At 61.0% G+C, this 19271-nt stretch carries 18 protein-coding genes; 12 read left to right on the top strand and 6 right to left on the bottom strand.

Translation table 11 applies throughout. From position 1 onward, the window contains the following. Nucleotide 1: 1 nt before the first annotated feature. From AC1RN6_RS07745 to prmC, 12 genes are all read left to right on the top strand, one after another. Nucleotides 2-922, top strand: coding sequence for an ABC transporter permease (locus tag AC1RN6_RS07745; protein WP_493004332.1), 921 nt, complete (start codon nucleotides 2-4; stop codon nucleotides 920-922). A gap of 79 nt (nucleotides 923-1001) precedes the next feature. Then, on the top strand, nucleotides 1002-2141 hold the full coding sequence (locus tag AC1RN6_RS07740; protein ID WP_493004330.1) for a BMP family ABC transporter substrate-binding protein: 1140 nt from the start codon (nucleotides 1002-1004) through the stop codon (nucleotides 2139-2141). 146 nt (nucleotides 2142-2287) lie between these two features. Continuing rightward, nucleotides 2288-2689: an SRPBCC family protein gene (locus AC1RN6_RS07735; protein WP_493004328.1), complete on the top strand. Its 402-nt coding sequence runs from the start codon at nucleotides 2288-2290 to the stop codon at nucleotides 2687-2689. 141 nt (nucleotides 2690-2830) lie between these two features. Continuing rightward, the gene (gene minC / locus AC1RN6_RS07730) at nucleotides 2831-3619 is read left to right on the top strand and encodes a septum site-determining protein MinC (protein ID WP_493004327.1); all 789 of its coding nucleotides are present in this window, start codon (nucleotides 2831-2833) and stop codon (nucleotides 3617-3619) included. Nucleotides 3620-3700: 81 nt separating this feature from the next. Then, nucleotides 3701-4516: a septum site-determining protein MinD gene (minD, locus tag AC1RN6_RS07725; protein WP_007879447.1), complete on the top strand. Its 816-nt coding sequence runs from the start codon at nucleotides 3701-3703 to the stop codon at nucleotides 4514-4516. A gap of 1 nt (nucleotide 4517) precedes the next feature. After that, nucleotides 4518-4784 (top strand): cell division topological specificity factor MinE, encoded by a 267-nt coding sequence (minE, locus tag AC1RN6_RS07720; protein WP_050476381.1) that lies wholly within the window; start codon nucleotides 4518-4520, stop codon nucleotides 4782-4784. Between the two features lie 103 nt (nucleotides 4785-4887). Beyond that, a complete protein-coding gene (locus AC1RN6_RS07715; protein ID WP_493004326.1) occupies nucleotides 4888-5580 on the top strand; it encodes a winged helix-turn-helix domain-containing protein in 693 nt (230 codons plus the stop codon). Between the two features lie 5 nt (nucleotides 5581-5585). Next, a complete protein-coding gene (locus AC1RN6_RS07710; RefSeq protein WP_493004325.1) occupies nucleotides 5586-6515 on the top strand; it encodes an alpha/beta fold hydrolase in 930 nt (309 codons plus the stop codon). Between the two features lie 125 nt (nucleotides 6516-6640). Continuing rightward, nucleotides 6641-7942 (top strand): glutamyl-tRNA reductase, encoded by a 1302-nt coding sequence (gene hemA / locus AC1RN6_RS07705; RefSeq protein WP_493004323.1) that lies wholly within the window; start codon nucleotides 6641-6643, stop codon nucleotides 7940-7942. A 101-nt stretch (nucleotides 7943-8043) separates the two neighbouring features. Continuing rightward, a complete protein-coding gene (prfA, locus tag AC1RN6_RS07700) occupies nucleotides 8044-9126 on the top strand; it encodes a peptide chain release factor 1 (protein ID WP_493004322.1) in 1083 nt (360 codons plus the stop codon). Nucleotides 9127-9299: 173 nt separating this feature from the next. Then, nucleotides 9300-9770, top strand: coding sequence for a disulfide bond formation protein B (locus AC1RN6_RS07695; protein ID WP_493004320.1), 471 nt, complete (start codon nucleotides 9300-9302; stop codon nucleotides 9768-9770). 7 nt (nucleotides 9771-9777) lie between these two features. Further along, entirely contained in the window at nucleotides 9778-10632 is an 855-nt protein-coding gene (gene prmC, locus AC1RN6_RS07690) for a peptide chain release factor N(5)-glutamine methyltransferase (protein ID WP_493004319.1), read from the top strand. An 85-nt stretch (nucleotides 10633-10717) separates the two neighbouring features. On the opposite strand, the gene AC1RN6_RS07685 is transcribed toward prmC, so the two are convergent. From AC1RN6_RS07685 to AC1RN6_RS07660, 6 genes are all read right to left on the bottom strand, one after another. Then, nucleotides 10718-14314 (bottom strand): indolepyruvate ferredoxin oxidoreductase family protein, encoded by a 3597-nt coding sequence (locus AC1RN6_RS07685; protein ID WP_493004318.1) that lies wholly within the window; start codon nucleotides 14312-14314, stop codon nucleotides 10718-10720. Between the two features lie 265 nt (nucleotides 14315-14579). Beyond that, entirely contained in the window at nucleotides 14580-15470 is an 891-nt protein-coding gene (phhA, locus tag AC1RN6_RS07680; RefSeq protein WP_493004317.1) for a phenylalanine 4-monooxygenase, read from the bottom strand. Between the two features lie 99 nt (nucleotides 15471-15569). Continuing rightward, nucleotides 15570-16268, bottom strand: coding sequence for a GNAT family N-acetyltransferase (locus AC1RN6_RS07675; protein ID WP_493004316.1), 699 nt, complete (start codon nucleotides 16266-16268; stop codon nucleotides 15570-15572). Between the two features lie 9 nt (nucleotides 16269-16277). Further along, the gene (locus tag AC1RN6_RS07670) at nucleotides 16278-17501 is read right to left on the bottom strand and encodes a multifunctional CCA addition/repair protein (protein WP_493004313.1); all 1224 of its coding nucleotides are present in this window, start codon (nucleotides 17499-17501) and stop codon (nucleotides 16278-16280) included. A gap of 7 nt (nucleotides 17502-17508) precedes the next feature. Further along, entirely contained in the window at nucleotides 17509-18207 is a 699-nt protein-coding gene (locus AC1RN6_RS07665) for a glutathione S-transferase family protein (protein WP_493004311.1), read from the bottom strand. 66 nt (nucleotides 18208-18273) lie between these two features. After that, nucleotides 18274-19242: a complex I NDUFA9 subunit family protein gene (locus AC1RN6_RS07660; protein WP_493004310.1), complete on the bottom strand. Its 969-nt coding sequence runs from the start codon at nucleotides 19240-19242 to the stop codon at nucleotides 18274-18276. Between the last annotated feature and the right edge of the window lie 29 nt (nucleotides 19243-19271).

Genomic DNA, 19271 nt, shown 5'->3' with positions numbered 1-19271 from the left:
AATGGACCAACTCGCTCCTCTCATCGCAGCCTCCATCAATGCCGGCACGCCGCTGCTGCTGGCGGCCATGGGCCTGCTCATCAATGAACGCGCCGGCGTACTCAACCTCGGCGCGGAAGGCATGATGCTGGTCGCGGCGATTGCCGGTTTCGCGGTCGGCTACACTACCAAGAGCCCACTGCTGGGCTTCTTCGCCGGCGCCATTTGCGGCATGCTGATGGCGACGCTGTTCTCGTGGCTGGCGCTGATCCTCGCGACCAATCAGGTGGCGACCGGACTGGCGCTGTCGATCTTCGGCACCGGTTTGTCGGCCTTCATCGGCCAGCGTTTCGTCGGCCTCGCCCTGCCGTCGCAAAGCACCGGTATTCCCGGCCTGAACAATATTCCCTTCATCGGTCCGGCATTTTTCAATCAGCACTGGATGGCCTATGTCGCGCTGCTGCTGTGCGCGGCGATTGCGTGGTTCCTGTACCGCACGCGCGCCGGCCTGATCCTGCGCGCGGTCGGCGAGTCGCCGGAGTCGGCGCATGCGCTGGGCTATTCGGTGCGCGGCATCCGCTTCATCGCGCTGCTGTTCGGCGGCGCCTGCTGCGGTCTGGCCGGCGCTTATCTGTCGCTGGTGTACACGCCGATGTGGGTCGAAGGCCTGGTCTCCGGCCGCGGCTGGATTGCGCTAGCGCTGACGGCGTTTGCCACATGGCGTCCGGCACGCGTCTTGCTGGGTTCGCTGCTGTTCGGCGGCGTGACGATTCTGCAGTTTTATCTGCAAGGCATCGGCGTCACGATCCCGTCGCAGATTTTGTCGATGCTGCCGTATGTCGCCACCATCGTGGTGCTGGCGCTGATCTCGCGCAATCCGGACTGGATTCGCCTGAACATGCCGGCTTCGCTGGGCAAGCCGTTCCGCCCGGGAGCATCCTGATTTTTGTAGTTCGATTGATGTAGTCGATTTTGCTGTTTTGCTTTTTTTACCAACAACGCTTAAGTCCAGGGAGAAACTAATGAAAATTTCGCGCAGAGCCTCGATTGCGATGCTCGCCACCATCGCCGCAGCCTCGTTGATCGGCTGTGGCAAGAAAGAAGAACCGGCACCGGCCGCTGCGCCTGCTGCTGCGGCCGCTCCTGCTCCCAAGGCAGACCCGCTGAAGGTCGCCTTCGTCTACATCGGACCGGTGGGCGACGCCGGCTGGACTTTCGCGCATGACAACGGCCGCAAGGCAGTCGAAGCCAAATTCGGCGATAAGGTCAAAACCACCTTCGTCGAAAACGTGCCTGAATCGGCCGCCGACGCCGAGCGTGTGATGCGCCAGCTGGCGACCGACGGCAACAAGCTGATCTTCGGCACCACCTTCGGCTACATGGAAGCGATGCTGAAGGTCGCCAAGGAATTCCCGGACGTCAAATTCGAACACGCCACCGGTTTCAAGACTGCCGACAACCTGGCGCAGTACGACGTGCGCACTTATGAAGGCGCTTACCTGGCAGGCGTGGTCGCCGGCAAGATGAGCAAGTCCGGCAAACTGGGCGTGGTCGCCTCGGTGCCGATTCCTGAAGTGATCCGCAACATCGACGCCTTCACCATGGGCGCGCGTTCGATCAACCCGAAGGCAACCACACGCGTGGTCTGGGTCAACAAGTGGTTCGATCCGGGCAAGGAACGTGAAGCCGCAACGACACTGATCGGCCAGGGCGTCGACGTGCTGATGCAAAACACCGATTCCGCCGCCGTGGTCCAGACTGCACAGGAAAAAGGCGTCTACGCATTCGGCTGGGACAGCGACATGACCAGCTTCGGTCCGAAGGCTCACCTGGCTGCATCGATGATCAACTGGGGCGTGTACTACACCGCACGCGTGCAAGCCGTACTGGATGGTTCGTGGAAGAGCAGCACAACCTGGATCGGCCTGAAAGAAGGCGGCATCGATCTGGGCGGCTTCAATCCTGAACTGCCGGCTGACGTGAAGACGCTGGTCGAAGAACGCAAGAAGGGCATCGCCGACGGATCGGCGCCGATCTGGAAGGGTCCGATCAAGGACAACACCGGCAAGGAACAGGTCGCCAAGGATGCAGTGGCTGACGACGGCTTCCTGCACGGCGTGAAGTTCTACGTCGAAGGCGTGGAAGGCAAGGTACCGGGCTGATTTGTCCGCCCTCGGGTCCGGCGCAATCCGCCGGACTTGCCAATATAGCAAGCTGCCGGAGACTTCATCGTCTCCGGCATTTTTTTGTCCGCTCGCTTTGTCTCCGCTGGCTGCATAATGGGCTCCTTGCCTACGGAGAACCCGCGATGCCCAAGTCTCTTCCTACCCGCCTCCTCCACGTCACCATCGAACGCAGCGCGGAAGATGTTTACCGCTTCGTCGCCAATCCGGAAAACATGCCGAAATGGGCGTCGGGTCTCGGCAAAGGCATCCGGCAGATCGATGGCGCATGGTTTGCCGACACGCCGGAAGGCCGGCTGGAAGTTCGCTTTGCGCCGGACAACGAGCTGGGCGTGCTCGATCATGAAGTGGTGCTGGCGTCAGGAGCAAGCGTGTTCATCCCCATGCGCGCGGTCGCCAACGGCGACGGCTGCGAGCTGACCTTCACCCTCTTCCGCCAGCCCGAGATGAGCGATGAGAAATTCAACGAGGATACCGCCTGGGTGACGCGCGACCTGGAAGCGCTCAAAACCTTGCTGGAAGCCTAAAATGCCGCCCGGCTGACTGTATAATGCCAAACCAACGCAGGCTGGCAGCTCATTTGCCGACGCAAGACGGTTTGAGAACAATCCCCGAACGCAACGATCCTGGCCGTTTTCCTGCTGGAAAACGCAGGCACTGAACAATTTATGCAAAAAGCTCGTAAACCGATCGAAATCAAGATATCCACAGTGGTCGCCATTTCCGCGATCCTGCATGAAACTGATCCGGCAGCGCTGGACAAGGCCTTGAAAGACATGACCGGCGGTGTGTCCGACTTCTTTGAAGACGAATTCGCCGTACTCGACATCGGCGCACTGGACACCGCTGCCGCCGGCATCGACTGGACTGCGCTGGTGGCCTTGTTCAAACGCTATCGCCTCAATGCGGTGGCCGTGCGCAACGCGCCGGAAGAACTGCACGCCGAAATCGCCGCACAGGGACTTTCCATCGACGGCGGTGCGCCGCGTCCGCAGCAGCAGGAAGCCGCCGCGGCTGCGGAAGAAGAAGCGCCGCAGCCTGCACCTGCCCCAGCTCCGGTTGCAGCGCCCGCTCCACCCGCACAGGCGGTACAAGCAGCGCCGGCAACACCAGCCGCAGCCACAATGATCATCGACACGCCGGTGCGCGCCGGCCAGCGCATTTATGCGCGCGGCGCCGATCTGGTGATCATGGCGGCGGTCAACAACGGCGCAGAGATCATTGCCGACGGCAGCATCCACGTCTACGCCCCTTTGCGCGGCCGCGCGCTGGCCGGCGCCAGCGGCAATACCGGCGCCCGTATCTTCGCGGCGAGCCTGGAAGCGGAACTGGTGTCGATTGCCGGCGTCTACCGTACCTTTGAGAACGGCCATCCGCCCGAACTGGCGCAAAAACAGGTGCAGGTGCGCCTGACCGGCGACCGCATTGATGTGTTGCCGATCAATACCAGTAAATAATTTAATATCCGAACAATCGAACAATCGAAAAAACACATCGTTAATTCGAACAATCAAATCTGATCTTCTAAGGAGTCTTTTGTGGCAAAAATCATCGTTGTGACATCCGGTAAAGGCGGCGTCGGCAAAACGACGTCGAGCGCCAGTTTCGCATCGGGTCTGGCTCTGCGCGGACACAAGACCGTCGTTATCGACTTCGACGTCGGCCTGCGTAACCTCGACCTGATCATGGGCTGCGAACGCCGCGTGGTGTACGACCTGATCAATGTCGTCAATCAGGAAGCAACCCTGAATCAGGCCCTGATCAAGGACAAACACTGCGACAACCTGTTCATCCTGCCGGCCTCGCAAACCCGCGACAAGGACGCGCTGTCGGAAGAAGGCGTGGAACGCGTGCTGGGCGACCTGCAAAAGATGGACTTCGAGTACATCATCTGCGATTCGCCGGCCGGTATCGAACATGGCGCCGTGATGGCGCTGACCTTCGCCGACGAAGCGATCATCGTGACCAATCCGGAAGTGTCCTCGGTGCGTGACTCGGACCGCATCCTCGGCATCATCCAGGCCAAGTCGCGCCGCGCCCTGAGCGGCGGCGAGCCGGTCAAGGAACATCTGCTGATCACCCGCTATTCGCCAAAACGCGTCGAAGCCGGCGAAATGCTGTCCTACACCGATGTGCAGGAAATCCTGCGCATCCCGCTGATCGGCATCATCCCTGAATCGGAGTCGGTGCTGCACGCGTCCAACCAGGGCAATCCTGCGATTCACCTGAAAGAGACCGACGTTTCCGAGGCGTACCAGGATCTGGTCAGCCGCTTCCTCGGCGAAGACCTGCCGCTGCGCTTTACCAGCTATGAAAAGCCGGGCCTGCTCCAGCGTATTTTCGGAGGTAAATGACATGGCTTTGCTTTCCTTCCTGTTTCCGCCCAAGGCGAAGAGCGCCACGGCTGCCAAGGAACGCCTGCAGATCATCATCGCGCGCGAACGCGGCGGCCGCCAGGGCCAGGGATATGACTTCCTGCCGGCCTTGCACAAGGAACTGATCGAGGTCATCTCCAAGTACACCAAGGTCAACGCCGACGACATCAAGATCTCGCTGGATCGCCAGGGCAACCTGGAAGTGCTCGACGTGAACGTGGTGCTGCCGGACGCCGACGCGCCTTAAGTACTCTGCTCGTAGCCATTGCGCCGGACTCGATCCGGCGCAATGCTTTCCGGGCCTGCACTTTGCTCATTCGGAAATGGCTCTCTTCTTTCTTCCGCGCGCCATGCACATCTCCATCTTCAGCAATTCCGCCGCCGACATCGCCCTGATCGCACGCAGCCTGCCTGCGCACGATTGCCAGGGCGTGCAGCAGCGCGCCGATCTGCGCCGCGCGCATCCGCAATTGCTGATCGTGGATATCGCCAGTGCCGGAGCGCATCTGGCGGACATATTGCAGATGGCGAGGATGCCGGCCATTCCGGTGCTGCTGCTGGCGGCGGATACGCCATCCGACCTGGCGGCATTACAAGCTGAACTTGCCGGAGAGGGGCTGCTTGACAGCGAATTCAAACCGCTACGGCGCAACGCAGTCGCCGCGCGCGTCAAGCTGCTGCTGCAGCGCGCCTATCCGGATCATGACGAAAAACAGATCCAGCAATTCGGCGACTACGTCTTCGAGTCGCCCGCGCACATCGTCATCCATGGCGGTATCACGATCACGCTGACCCAAAAAGAATTTGCGCTCGCCGTTTTGCTCTTCAGCAACCTGGGCCGACCGCTGTCGCGCGCCTATCTGCAGGAAAGCGTCTGGGGTCAGGAAGACGAAAACGAGCTGCCGACCCGCACCATCGACACCCATATCTCGCGCGTACGCAACAAGCTGGAATTAAAACCGGAGAAGGGTTTCCGGCTGACGACGGTGTACGGCTACGGCTACCAGCTGGAGCGGCTGGCGGCGCCAGTCGTCAAGAAATAGCGCCCATGCCGGCATCCCGTACCGATTACTTCCTGACGCACCTGTCGGCGTCGCTGTCCGGTACGCCCACTGACCTCAGGTACATCGACACCGCTGCGGGACGCGTACACGTCTTCGATTCGGCAAGCAAGCCGGGCAATGAAAACAGTCCCGACTATCGTCCCTGCATCGTCTTCACTCCCGACGGCCCCAACGTGGTGGCGCATTACCGACGTCTCATTGCTCTGCTGGCGCCGCGGTTCCGGGTGGTGTGCTTTGACATGCCCGGTTTCGGTTTCTCACTGCCGGCGGCAAATTATGGACACAGCCTGGAACAGGGGGCGCGTGCCGTGCTCGCCGTTCTCGACCGGCTCGGCATTGCGCAGGCGACGCTGGCCTTCAGTTGCGCCAACGGCTTGTACGCCATCCGGCCCGCGCAACTGGCGCCAACCCGTATTGCCAGCCTGATGCTGTCGCAAACACCATCGCTGCCGGCCATGCAGGCCTGGGCTTACCGTATGATTCCGCGGCCGCTGCGCGTGCCGATTGCGGGCCAGCTGATTACCTGGCTGGCGCGCCGCAAGCTGGCGCAGCTTTGGCACCGCAGCGCTCTGCCCGCACAAACGAATGCAAAACCGTTCCAGCAACTGGCGCAGGAGTCCTTCGATACCGGCGGCTGTTTTTGTCTGGCGGGAGTAGTGCAAGGTCTGCTGCGCGAAACCGCGCTCACAGACATCACGACCCCGCTCGCCATCCCCTGCACGCTGATCTGGGGAGAGCAAGACCGTTCGCATCGGGTGACGCAGCCTGAGTCGCTGCGAGAACATCTGCCGCAACTGGACATCCACCGCTTCGCCGACTGCGGGCATTTTCCCGATCTGGAGCAGCCGGAGCGATACGTTCAGGAAATAGTTGCTCATATGGCAAAAATTGCTGCAGACCCTGTCTCCTGCTGACATCGGCCGATAGTCTGCGCATATAGTCATTATTGATACAGTTCAAAACCCCTTTACGTGCAGCGGGTATAATACGGAGTTGATATTTCTCCATTTTTTACGCTGTCGAGCCCCGTAAACACGCTATGCACCTGCTTGCCGTCGGACTGAACCACACCACCGCGCCGGTTTCCCTGCGCGAAAAGGTTGCGTTCCCGGCTGACCAGATCGGTCAGGCGGTAGCTTCGGCGCGTGCGTGGTTCGGTCGTGCCGATCTGAGCTCGACTCTCGCGCAGACTGGCGAAGCCGCGATCCTGTCGACCTGCAACCGCACGGAACTGTACGCTGCCAGCACCGCCGCGCACGGTGGTGTCGACGCCGCCATCGACAGCACGGCGCATTTCCTGGCCGACTATCACAAGCTTTCTTACGCCGACCTGCGTCCTTTCCTGTATGCCTTGCCGCAGGATAACGCCGTTCGTCATGCCTTCCGCGTCGCCTCCGGGCTGGACTCGATGGTGCTGGGCGAACCGCAGATTCTCGGCCAGATGAAGGATGCCGTGCGCCAGGCCGAGGCCGCCGGCGGACTCGGCACCTATCTGCACCAGCTGTTCCAGCGCACTTTCGCAGTCGCCAAGGAAGTACGCAGCAATACCGAAATCGGCGCGCACAGCGTGTCGATGGCCGCTGCCGCCGTGCGCTTGTCCCAACGGATTTTCGATTCCATCTCGGGCCAGAACGTGTTGTTCATCGGCGCCGGTGAAATGATCGAACTGTGCGCCACTCACTTCGCCGCGCAAAATCCGAAATCGCTGACCGTCGCCAACCGCACACTGGAACGCGGCGAAACCCTGGCGCACCGCTTCAACGGCTCGGCGCTGCGTCTGGCCGATCTGCCGACGCAGTTGTCGAAGTTCGACATCGTGGTGTCCTGTACCGCCTCGTCGCTGCCGATCATCGGCCTCGGCCTGGTGGAACGCGCCGTCAAGGCTCGCCGCCACAAACCGATCTTCATGGTCGACCTGGCCGTGCCGCGCGATATCGAATCCGAAGTCGGCCGTCTGGATGACGTGTTCCTGTACACCGTCGACGATCTGGCGTCGGTCGTGCAAAGCGGCGTTGAAAACCGCCAGGCTGCCGTCGCGCAAGCCGAAGCCATCATCGAAACCCGCGTGCAGTCCTTCATGCACTGGATCGACAGCCGCGCCGTGGTGCCGGTGATCCAGGACCTGCACGATGCCGGCGAATCGCTGCGCATGGCCGAACTGGAACGCGCACGCAAGCTGCTGGCCAAGGGCGAAGACATCGACGCCGTACTCGACGCCTTGTCCAAAGGCCTCACCGCCAAATTCCTGCACGGCCCGCAACAGGCCTTGCATCACGCGCAAGGCGACGAGCGCACCCAACTGGTCCAGCTGCTGCCGCAACTGTTCCGCACCAAGCGTTAGCGACTCCATTCGTACGCCGTGATCGTGGCGATCACCGGCTCTCTTCTGCCCATGTTTTCAGCGGGCATCGCATCACCCCCTCTTCAATGTAAAGTAAGCCCATGAAACCATCCATGCTCGCCAAACTCGACCAGCTCGCCGAACGGCTGGAAGAACTCAACAATCTGCTGATGCAGGAAGATGCGACGTCCGACATGGACAGCTATCGCAAGATGACGCGCGAGCACGCGGAACTCGGCCCGCTGGTGGCGCTGTATCACACCTACTCTCAGGCGGCGAACGACATCACGACCGCGCAGGAGCTGCTGTCGGATCCCGACATGAAGGAGTTCGCGCAGGAAGAAATCAACGGCGCCAAGGCGCGCATGGAAGCGCTCGAAGGCGACCTGCAAAAGATGCTGCTGCCGAAAGATCCCAACGACGAGCGCAACATCTTCCTCGAAATCCGCGCCGGCACCGGCGGCGATGAGTCGGCACTGTTCGCCGGCGACCTGCTGCGCATGTACACGCGCTTTGCCGAACGCAATCGCTGGCAGGTAGAGATGATGTCCGCATCCGATTCGGAAGTCGGCGGATACAAGGAAGTCATCGTGCGTATCGCCGGGTTCGGCGCCTACTCGCGCCTGAAGTTCGAATCCGGCGGCCACCGTGTGCAACGCGTTCCCGCCACCGAAACCCAGGGCCGCATTCATACATCAGCCTGCACCGTCGCGGTGATGCCGGAAGCCGATGAAGTCGAAGACGTCGACATCAACCCGGCCGACATCCGCATCGACACTTACCGTGCCTCGGGCGCGGGCGGCCAGCACATCAACAAGACCGACTCCGCGGTGCGCATCACCCACATGCCGACCGGCATCGTGGTGGAGTGCCAGGACGACCGCAGCCAGCACAAGAACAAGGCCTCGGCATTGAAGGTGCTGGCGGCGCGCATCAAGGACGTGCAACTGCGCGAGCAGCAATCCAGGGAAGCCGCCACGCGTAAATCACTGATCGGTTCGGGCGACCGCAGCGAACGCATCCGCACCTACAATTTCCCGCAGGGACGCATGACGGATCACCGTATCAACCTGACGCTGTACAAGCTGGACTTCATCATGGATGGCGATCTGGAAGAGTTGACCAATGCGCTGATTACGGAACACCAGGCGGAGTTGTTAGCGCAACTTGGCGACGACGAGTAAGCGATTGCGACACCCCGACTGAGCGTGCAATTGTTCCGCACAAACGACCAGTAACTCAGCATTGTCGCGGCCTGTGGCACAATGCAGCAGCGCCGGAACCAATTGCACGGAGACCTCTCTGAGGTACTGCTTCAAGTGCAGCCATCTACGAACAACATCAAAATCAAACGCTCATGAAATCGTCCAAATCTCTGTTTCTGTCAGTCGCCCTTCTCTGCATCGCCTTGCTCGGCGCCGCCCTTTATCTCCAGATCGTCGAAGAAATGATGCCGTGTCCGCTGTGCATCATCCAGCGCTACATCTTCGTCGCCATCGCCCTCATCTGCATCATCTTCGCCTTCCTGCCGCCGGGTTCCGCCAAACTTGGCGCCGGCCTCGGCGTCCTGGCTGCGCTGGGCGGCATCGCCACCGCCGGCTGGCATCTGTGGGTGCAGGCGCATCCGGGTACTTCCTGCGGCATCGATCCACTGGAAACCTCGCTGAACACGATCCCGACCGCCAACCTGTTCCCTACGCTGTTCAAGGCTGACGGCCTGTGCGCGAATCCCTACCCGTTCCTTGGCCTGTCAATTCCGCAGTGGTCGCTGATCTGGTTTGCCATCATCGCCATCCTGCTGGCGCGCCGCGTCTTCAAGCGCGGTTAAGCGTATCGTGGCGGACGATTTCCCTGACATCCTGTCAGGCATCAGCCTGGCAGCGGCGCTCCGTAGCGCGCCGCTCGATGCGCTGGAAAATCGCATCCTGATCGGCCATGCGCTGCAGCTGACGCGCATCCAGCTGATCACGCAGTCCGACCGCCTGCTTACGGCTGCAGAAGCGGCGCAACTAAGCGCGCTGTTTCGCCGCCGCCTGCAAGGCGAACCGATTGCCTACATCGTTGGCGAGCGCGAATTCTTTGGCCTCGCAATGACCGTCACGCCGGAGGTATTAATCCCCCGTCCCGATACCGAATTGCTGGTGGAACTGGCGCTGGATCGTTTGCCGCAACAGGGCAAGGCGCTTGACATGGGCACCGGCTCCGGCGCCATTGCAGTCGCCATTGCACACACGCGGCCAGACGTCGATATGACGGCGCTCGATGTCAGTGAAGGTGCTTTGAAAGTCGCCGCCAGCAATGCGCGGCGGCATGGCGCAAAAGTGAATTTCCTGCGCAGCGACTGGTACGCCGCGCTCGGCGAGACGTCTCAGCCCCGGCTCGATCTGATCGTTTCCAATCCGCCTTATATCGTCGCCGGCGATGCGCATTTGTCGCAAGGAGATTTGCGCTTCGAACCAATCGGCGCGTTGACCGATCATGCCGACGGCTTGTCGGCCTTGCGCATCATCATCGACGGCGCAGCGGCTTATCTGAAACCGGATGGCTGGCTGTTGATGGAGCACGGCTACGATCAGTCAGAAGCCGTGCGCAAGCTGCTGACGCAACGCGGTTTCGCCGAGGTGCAAAGCTGGTGCGATCTGGCGGGAATTGAACGCGTCAGCGGCGGCAAACTCACAGCCTCTTCGTAACAATTCCATCTTCTGAAAATAAAAACACCGTCGTTCCGGCGAATGCCGGGACGACGGTGAGTATTGACGCTGTTTGCAGAACCGATCAGGCCGCCTGCTTGCCACCTTCCGGCACATGCGGCTTCTGACCTGCGTCAAACATCCGCAGCAAATCTGCTTCCTTCTGCCTGGCCGCCTTCAGATGCCGTTCCTTGACATGGCCGTAACCGCGAATTTCTTCCGGGATACGCGCAATCGCCGTTGCCTGCGCAAGATTGTCGGCGTTGAGTTTGCTTAACAATCCGCTGACCGTCTTGCAGTATTCGCCGATCAGCGCGCGCTCCTGCTTGCGCTCGTCCGTGTAGCCGAATACGTCCAGCGGCGTGCTGCGCAAGAAGCGTAGTTTCGCCAGCACGCCGAAAGCACGCATCATCCACGGGCCATATTGTTTCTTGATCAGATGACCGTTGGCGTCATGCTTGGCCAGCAGCGGCGGCGCCAGATGAAATTTCAGCTGGTAGCCGCCTTCGAACATGCCGGCGATTTTTTCGCGGAAAGCTGGCGCGGTGTAAAGACGCGCCACTTCATACTCATCCTTGTAGGCCATCAGCTTGAACAGGTAAGTCGCGACCGCCGTGCTCAATTTCATCGCCTTTGCCGGCTCGCCCAGGGCAGCTTCCGCACGGCGCACTTGTTCGACGAAATCGCTGTACTGGCGCGCGTACGCGGCGTTCTGATATTGCGTCAGGAAATCGACGCGCTTAGCCAGCACTTCTTCCAGCGACGGCGGACGCTTGAAGTCGATCACTTGTGCAGTCATGCCGTTACGGCGCGCAGCCAGCGCCACGGCATCTGCGTCATGTGCCGCGGCACGGCCCCAACCGAAGGCTTGCTTGTTGAAGTCGACCGACAAGGCATTGAGTTCGATGGCCTTGAGAATTGCGCCTTCCGACAACGGCACCCAGCCGCGTTGCCACGCATAGCCGAGCATGAACATGTTGGTCGCGATGGCGTCGCCCATCAGCGCGGTAGCGATGTTGCCGGCATCGATCAGCGCCACGCGATCCTTGCCGCAGGCGCTTTGTATGCTGCCTTCAGCAGACACCGCCGGGAACTGCCAGTCAGGATTACGGACGAAGGCCGCCGTCGGCATCTGCGTCGAATTGACCGCCGCGTGCGTGCGTCCTTCACCCATGCGCGACAAGGCGTCGCGGCTGGCGGTGACGATCACGTCGCAACCGATCACCAGATCCGCCGCGCCCGTACCGACGCGGGTGGAATACAAATCATCGGCATGATCGGACAAACGCACGTGCGACATCACCGGTCCGCCTTTTTGCGCGAGACCGCTCATGTCAAGCACCGAGCAGGCCTTGCCTTCGACGTGCGCCGCCATCGCCAGAATCTGGCCGATGGTGATCACGCCGGTGCCGCCGATGCCGGTGACGACGATGCCGTAGCTGTCGCCCATGGCCGGCAATTGCGGTTCGGGAAGCACGGGGCCTTGCGCGGTTGCTTCGGTCTTTTCCACGGCCACGCGTTTGGCTTTTTTCAGCTTGCCGCCTTCCACCGTAACGAAGCTTGGGCAGAAGCCGTTCACGCAGGAATAGTCCTTGTTGCACGACGATTGATTGATCTGGCGCTTGCGGCCAAATTCGGTCTCCAGCGGCTCCACCGACAGGCAGTTGGATTGCACGCTGCAATCGCCGCAGCCTTCGCACACCGCTTCATTGATGACGGCACGCTTGGCCGGATCGGGATAGGCGTCGCGTTTGCGGCGGCGGCGTTTTTCCGAAGCGCAGGTCTGGTCGTAAATCATGGCGGACACGCCCGGCACTTCGCGCAGCTCTCGTTGCACGGCGTCGAGTTCGCTGCGATGGCGGATCGTCACACCGTCGGCCCATGGCGTGCCGGCAGGATATTTGTCCGGCTCGTCGGTGACGACGATGATGGGGCGCACGTTTTCCGCTGCCAGCTGGCGCGAGATCATGGCCGGATCGAGCGGACCGTCAAACTCCTGGCCGCCGGTCATCGCGACCGCATCGTTGTACAAAATCTTGTAGGTCATGTTGACCTTGCCCGCAACCGCTGCACGCACCGCCAGCAAACCCGAATGGAAATAGGTGCCGTCGCCGAGATTGGAGAACACGTGCTTCTCGCTGGTGAACGGCGCCTGCCCGACCCAGGTCACGCCCTCGCCGCCCATATGCGAAAAGATCGACGACTCGCGGTCCATCCAGGTCACCATGTAATGGCAACCGATACCGGCCAGCGCACGGCTGCCGTCGGGCAGTTTGGTCGAAGTGTTGTGCGGACAACCCGAGCAGAAATGCGGAATGCGGTCCTTGTTGGGATCGGGCTTGGTGCTGACGTTGAGCGTGGCTTCCTTGGCTTCGAGGAAGGCGATGCGCGCCTTGACGCGCTGCTCGATAGGATGGCCGGCGTAATACTTGGAAATGCGCGTGGCGATGGCGCGTGCGATCTGCGCCGGGCTTAGTTCATAGGTTGCCGGCAGCAGCCAGTTGCCATGGCCTTCGCGCGGCGAGCCGCTCCATTCACCGGTGTCATCGAACTTGCCGACCACGCGCGGACGCACATCGTCGCGCCAGTTGTAGAGTTCTTCCTTGATCTGGTATTCGAGAATCTGGCGTTTCTCTTCGACCACCAGGATTTCATCGAGGCCTTGCGCGAATTCGCGCACGCCTTCGGCTTCCAGCGGCCAGGTCATGCCGATCTTGTAGAGACGGATGCCGATGTCGCGCGCAACTTGTTCATCGATACCGAGATCGTAGAGCGCCTGGCGCGTGTCGAGGTAAGACTTGCCGGCGGTGACGATGCCGATGCGCGCCTGCGGGCTGTCCCAGATTATCTGGTTGAGTTTGTTGACGCGGGCGTAGGCCAGCGCGGCGTACCACTTGTAGACGTTCATCCGCGTCTCTTGCTCGAGCACGGTATCGGGCTGGCGGATGTTGACGCCGCCCGGCGGTAATTCGAAATCGGTCGGAATGATCGGCTGCACGCGTTGCGGATCGATCATCACCGACATGCCGGATTCAACAATATCAGTCACGCATTTCATCGATACCCACAATCCGGTGTAACGGCTCATCGCCCAGCCGTGCAGTCCGTAGTCGAGATACTCCTGCACCGACGACGGATACAGCACCGGGATGCCGCAGGCTTTCAGAATGTGTTCGCTCTGATGCGCGGTGGTGGAAGATTTGGCGGCATGGTCGTCGCCGGCGATCACCAGCACGCCGCCGTGCTGCGAGGTGCCGGCCATGTTTGCATGCTTGAAGACATCGCCGCAGCGATCCACGCCGGGGCCTTTGCCGTACCACAGCGAGAACACGCCGTCATATTGCGCGCCCGGAAACAGGTTGACCTGCTGCGTGCCCCACACGGCGGTGGCGGCCAGGTCTTCGTTCATGCCGGGATGGAATTTGACGTGGGCGGCGTCGAGGTATTTCTTTGCCTTGGCGGCGGTCTGATCGACCGTACCTAGCGGCGAGCCGCGATAGCCGGTGACGTAACCGGCGGTGTTCAATCCTGCCTGGACGTCGCATTGCCGCTGCAGCATCGGCAGCCGTATCAATGCCTGTATCCCGGTCATGAAAACCCGGCCGCGCTCCAGCGCGTATTTGTCGTCGAGGGAAATGTCGTCCAGCAACAGGCGTTGACTGGAAGGTAGGGGTGCGTTCATGCGCTTGTCTCCGTGCCAAAAATCGTGTCTTTGTTTGCACATGGATCTGTTCGAGATCCTGCTTAAAACTCGTCCGCCTTGTGGGCGAATGGTTTCGTTCTTTTGATGTGGTTACAGTAGCACAAGCGGCTTATTGCCGCTACGCACGGTGCAACACGGCCCGGGCATTGCTGACGGCGTGCTGACCAGGTACTGACGGCATGAAAAAAGCCCCTGCTTTCAGGCAGGGGCTTCGTCGAAAACTTGATACGAAGACAAGGTCCGGTCAGCTGACCAGAAAATTTTGCTCTCCCGGCAACAGCGTATTGGCCGGCAGCGCATCCTGCGCCTTCAGTTGCTCATACAGCGCGGTGAAATCCGGCGCCGTGTCGTCGAACAGTTGCTGGAAGTCGCGAATGACGAAGTAGGTTTCCTGGTACGAATCGATCTTGTACAAGGTACGCATGACGCGGTCGAGCTGGAAAGGAATCCGGTTCGGCTGCTGGTTCTGCGGTGAACCGCGCAGGGCGTATTCGACCTCGCCGCCCGATGACAGGATGCCCGCGCCATAGATGCGCAAACCCTCGGGACTCTGGATCAGGCCGAACTCGATGGTGTACCAGTACAGGCGCGCGAGGAAAGCCAGGCCGTCGAGCTTCAGCGCCTTCAGGCCACCCTTGCCGTATTCCTGCAAATGCTCGGCGAAGATCGGATTGAACAGCAGCGGCACATGACCGAAGAAATCGTGGAAGACGTCGGGTTCGACGATGTAGTCGAACTCGTGTTCTTCGCGCAGCCAGACCGTCACCGGGAAGCGGCGATTGGCCAGATGTTCGAAGAAGGTATGGTCCGGCACCAGTCCCGGCACTGCGACCAGCTGCCAGCCGGTGGCCTTGTACAGCGCCTCGGTGGTGCGGTCGAATTGCGGGATGCCTTGCGAGACGTCGAGCGCCTTGATGCTGTCGAGGAAGACGTCGCAAGCGCGGCCGGGAATCAGCTTGGCCTGGCGCTCATACAGACGCCGCCACAGCGCGTGTTGTTCAGGTGTGTAGCCGGCCCAGTTCTGGGCCACGACGAAGTTCTTGTCGGCGTGCGTGTAATCGCCGCGCAATGCCCCGCTGTCGGATTTTGTCGCGACGCTGGCAAAGAAATCGTCGGTAGAGACGGTGGTTTCCATGGGAATGATGATTGAAATACGTTGATAGCCATATTATGCGCCTTCCCACCGGTTTGTATCCAAACCCGGTGCGGACATCTGATCCAGATCAAGCCGGGCTCAGGATTTTGGCTTGCCGATGCCGGTGACCTTGCCCACCCATTTGAACAGCGCGCGCATGTTGGCTTTGACGATGTAGTCGATCATGGCGACCTGCTCTTCCATCGCCTCCTGGAAGACGGTGACGGAATTGGCGGGCTGCAGTTTGAGATAGGCGTCGGCCTCGCCGTAGTCGCGATGGATTTCCATGCCGGCTTTGCGGGCGATGTGCATCATGACTTTGTTGGAAGACAGACAATGCATGTACAGGGTGTCGACGTCGACATTGCGGCAACGCATTGCGCCGCGCTCGAACAGCTTGGTGCCCACGCCCATGCCGCGCGCCGCCGCCGATACCGAGACGCCGAATTCGGCCACACGCGCCTTGATGGTGGCGCCGGAAATACGCGAAGTCTCGCGCGGTGCGAAGGCCAGATGGCCTACGCCCAGCAGGCGCAGCTTGCGGTCGTAGACCCCGAAAATGGTGTCGCGCGTGAAGTCGAGGTTTTCCACATAGCGCGTCACCAGATCGTCGGACAGCTTGGTGCCGAAACGCAGCAACCGGTCCTTTTCTTCCAGCGCCAGAAAATGGCGCAGCAGATGCCGGCGCGAGCGCGGCGACAACTCCTTCACGAGAATCAGCGGTTTGTCCGATGCCTCGATGATGGTGCGCTTCAGCCCTTCCAGCCGGGTCCGCAGTTGCGTGGTGAGTTTTGACATGGGCGCAGTTTAGCGGACCTGAGCGGCATAGTCCGCTACCGCCTCGGTACGCGCTGCCAGAATTGCTTCAGGGATGCGTTGCGGCTGCTCCTTGTACTTCGCCGCGATGGCGCCGGCGTCGACGCCTTGCGCGATTTTCAAGGCGCCCGCGAGGTAATCCAATTGCGGAAATTCAACCTCTTCGAAACCGGTGCGGCCGCGGCGGTCGCACTCCGATGCCTGAAGCATTTCCTTGAATCGCTCCGGCTTGCGGAAGCCGTCGCAACGCGCCAGCAAATTGACGATCGTGGCAGGACGCAGTTCAAACGCGCGGCCTACGTTGCCGTGTTCACGCGCGGTGATGACGGCGAGATCGCGGCAGTCGTTAGGGACTTTGAGACGATCGCAGATTCCCTGCACCAGCTCGACGCTGCGACCTTCATGGCCGTGATGGCTGGGCCACAAGTCTGGCGGCGTCGTGCCTTTGCCGAGATCATGCATCAAGGCGGCAAAGCGCACGCCCAGCGAATACGACCGGCTCGCGGCATAGTCGAGCACCATCATGACGTGAACGCCGGTGTCGATCTCCGGATGATATTTAGCCGGTTGCGGCACGCCCCAGAGCGCGTTCAGTTCCGGCAGGATGCGCGCCAATGCGCCGCATTCGCGCAGCACGTTGAACATGCGCGACGGCGTTTGCTCCATCATGCCGCGCGCCAGTTCCTGCCAGACGCGTTCCGGCACCAAGGCGTCGACTTCGCCGGCCTGCACCATCTTCTGCATCAGCGCATTGGTTTCGGGAGCGACGGTGAAATCCGGAAAGCGCGCGGCGAAACGGGCCATGCGCAGGATGCGCACCGGGTCTTCAACGAAGGCATCGGAGACATGGCGGAACACGCGGCGGCGAATATCTTCCTGTCCGTGATACGGATCAACCAGCACGCCGTCCTCGCCCTTGGCGATGGCGTTGATGGTGAGGTCGCGGCGCGCCAGATCCTGTTCCAGCGTGACGGCACTGTCGGTGTGAAAGACGAAGCCCTTGTAGCCCGGCGCGGTCTTGCGCTCAGTGCGCGCGAGCGCGTATTCCTCTTGCGTCTCGGGATGCAGGAACACCGGAAAATCCTTGCCGACCGGGCGGAAACCTTGAGCCAGCATGTCTTCCGGCGTAGCGCCGACGACCACATAATCGTGATCCTGCACCGGCAAGCCGAGCAGTTCATCGCGCACCGCGCCGCCAACGACGTAGATCTTCATGAGCAACTCAATGATCCGGCAGGATTTCTTTTTCGGCCAGCGCTTCGGCGATCCACTTGGCCACCGCGGGATGTGCGACGACGCGGTCGACGTAGGCTTGCAGCGCCGGCGCCAGCGACACGTGATAGCTGCGGAAGCGCATCACCACCGGTGCGTAGAAGGCATCGGCGATGGAGAAATCGCCGAACAGAAATTCGTGATGACCGAATTCGGACAGACAGTCTTCCCAGATTTCGCACACGCGACCGATGTCGCCTTGCGCTTCCGGCGTACGGCCCTTACCCGGATAGCTGCCGCGAATGTCCATGCTCATGGCGCTGCGCAGGCCGGTAAAACCTGAATGCATTTCGGCGACGACGCTGCGCGCCACGGCGCGCGCAGCAGTCTCCTGCGGCCACAGCGCGCGATCAGGAAATTGCTCGGCCAGGTATTCGCAGATCGCCAGCGAATCCCAGATATGCGTCTGGCCATCGAGCAGCACCGGCACACGGCCGGCGGCGGAATATTCAGCGATCTTGCTGGCGGTGTCCGGCTGGTCGAGGCAGATGCGGACTTCGCGGAAAGGGATGTCGAACGCGGTCAGCACCACCCAGGGGCGCATCGACCAGGACGAATAATTCTTGTTGCCGATGACCAGCGTGATGGCGTTCTTGCCGGCCTTTTCCAGCGTAGCCGACAGGGTCGGATCGAGTTCGGTGTTCTGCATGCTGTCTTGTCCTTTGATGACTGGGTTCTGCACTTGCTCTCGCAGTTACTCTCACAGTTACGCTACCTAGCGTCGTGCTCCGCTACGGTGAGCGTCCATTTGCTGTTGCATGTGCACGCCGGCCAGATAGCGCGGCGCGATTGCTTCCAGCGCAGTCGGCGCGATGCCCAGTTCCGCGGCAATCGGCCCGCTGGCAATATTATCTTCCTGCATGGAAGCCAGATTATCGCGACTCATCATGCGTCCTGGCAAATATTCCAGACAAAAGGCTTGCAAAGTTGCCAATGTTGGCGGCAAACCGACGATGCGGCGGGGATGACCGGAATAGGCGCCGGCCAGATAGACCAGCTCGCGCAGGGTATAAACCTTCGGCCCGGCCAGCTCGTAAGTTTTACCAGCTGTCGATTCGCGCTGCAAGGCGATGACGAAGGCCTGCGCTACGTCGCCCACATAGACCGGCTGAAATCTGGCGTCGGCGCTACCAAGCGGCATGATCGGAAAACGCTTTTGCAAGGCCGCGAACAGGTTCAGGAATCGGTCGCCTTCTCCGAACACCACCGAGGGACGAAATACTGTCGTCGCCATGTCGGCATCGGCGAAGGCCGCTGCTTCGCCGGCCGCCTTGGAACGCTGATACATCGATGCGCCCTGCGCAGAAGCGCCGAGTGCGCTCATGTGCAGGTAACGTTTGACGCCGTGACGGCGACAGGCCGCGACGATCTTGCGCGGCAAATCCACGTGCGCGTTTTGGAAATCGGGACCGTAGTCGCTGCCGCTCGGACCGCGGCGCGAGTGCAGGATGCCGACCAGATTGATGACCGCATCAACGCCATCGAACAGCCTGTCCAGCGCTGCTTCGTCGTGCACATCAGCGACGCTGGTGCGTACCGTCGGCATCACCAGCAGATGCTTGCTGCGCTCATAGCGACGGGTCGGCACGACGACGCGGCTGGCAGTGCTGCGCGCCAGCTGTGCTACGACCTGGCTGCCGATAAAGCCCGAACCGCCGATTACCAGTATGTTTTTGTACGCCATGATCAGTTGTCGCTTTCGTTGCTAATTCA

The organism is Herbaspirillum sp. GW822-FHT03A08, assembly GCF_058801885.1.
The sequence above is the reverse complement of the archived record's forward strand: the minus strand, read 5'-3'. Positions and strand labels throughout refer to the sequence as shown.

What these genes read in the sequence shown, in the direction of transcription:
- AC1RN6_RS07660 (WP_493004310.1), bottom strand. Translation starts at nt 19,242, where the DNA reads ATGGCGTACAAAAACATACTGGTAATCGGCGGTTCGGGCTTTATCGGC.
- AC1RN6_RS07710 (WP_493004325.1), top strand. Translation starts at nt 5,586, where the DNA reads ATGCCGGCATCCCGTACCGATTACTTCCTGACGCACCTGTCGGCGTCG.
- hemA (WP_493004323.1), top strand. Translation starts at nt 6,641, where the DNA reads ATGCACCTGCTTGCCGTCGGACTGAACCACACCACCGCGCCGGTTTCC.
- AC1RN6_RS07695 (WP_493004320.1), top strand. Translation starts at nt 9,300, where the DNA reads ATGAAATCGTCCAAATCTCTGTTTCTGTCAGTCGCCCTTCTCTGCATC.
- AC1RN6_RS07735 (WP_493004328.1), top strand. Translation starts at nt 2,288, where the DNA reads ATGCCCAAGTCTCTTCCTACCCGCCTCCTCCACGTCACCATCGAACGC.
- phhA (WP_493004317.1), bottom strand. Translation starts at nt 15,470, where the DNA reads ATGGAAACCACCGTCTCTACCGACGATTTCTTTGCCAGCGTCGCGACA.
- minC (WP_493004327.1), top strand. Translation starts at nt 2,831, where the DNA reads ATGCAAAAAGCTCGTAAACCGATCGAAATCAAGATATCCACAGTGGTC.
- AC1RN6_RS07675 (WP_493004316.1), bottom strand. Translation starts at nt 16,268, where the DNA reads ATGTCAAAACTCACCACGCAACTGCGGACCCGGCTGGAAGGGCTGAAG.
- prfA (WP_493004322.1), top strand. Translation starts at nt 8,044, where the DNA reads ATGAAACCATCCATGCTCGCCAAACTCGACCAGCTCGCCGAACGGCTG.
- AC1RN6_RS07670 (WP_493004313.1), bottom strand. Translation starts at nt 17,501, where the DNA reads ATGAAGATCTACGTCGTTGGCGGCGCGGTGCGCGATGAACTGCTCGGC.
- minE (WP_050476381.1), top strand. Translation starts at nt 4,518, where the DNA reads ATGGCTTTGCTTTCCTTCCTGTTTCCGCCCAAGGCGAAGAGCGCCACG.
- AC1RN6_RS07745 (WP_493004332.1), top strand. Translation starts at nt 2, where the DNA reads ATGGACCAACTCGCTCCTCTCATCGCAGCCTCCATCAATGCCGGCACG.
- AC1RN6_RS07685 (WP_493004318.1), bottom strand. Translation starts at nt 14,314, where the DNA reads ATGAACGCACCCCTACCTTCCAGTCAACGCCTGTTGCTGGACGACATT.
- AC1RN6_RS07740 (WP_493004330.1), top strand. Translation starts at nt 1,002, where the DNA reads ATGAAAATTTCGCGCAGAGCCTCGATTGCGATGCTCGCCACCATCGCC.
- AC1RN6_RS07715 (WP_493004326.1), top strand. Translation starts at nt 4,888, where the DNA reads ATGCACATCTCCATCTTCAGCAATTCCGCCGCCGACATCGCCCTGATC.
- AC1RN6_RS07665 (WP_493004311.1), bottom strand. Translation starts at nt 18,207, where the DNA reads ATGCAGAACACCGAACTCGATCCGACCCTGTCGGCTACGCTGGAAAAG.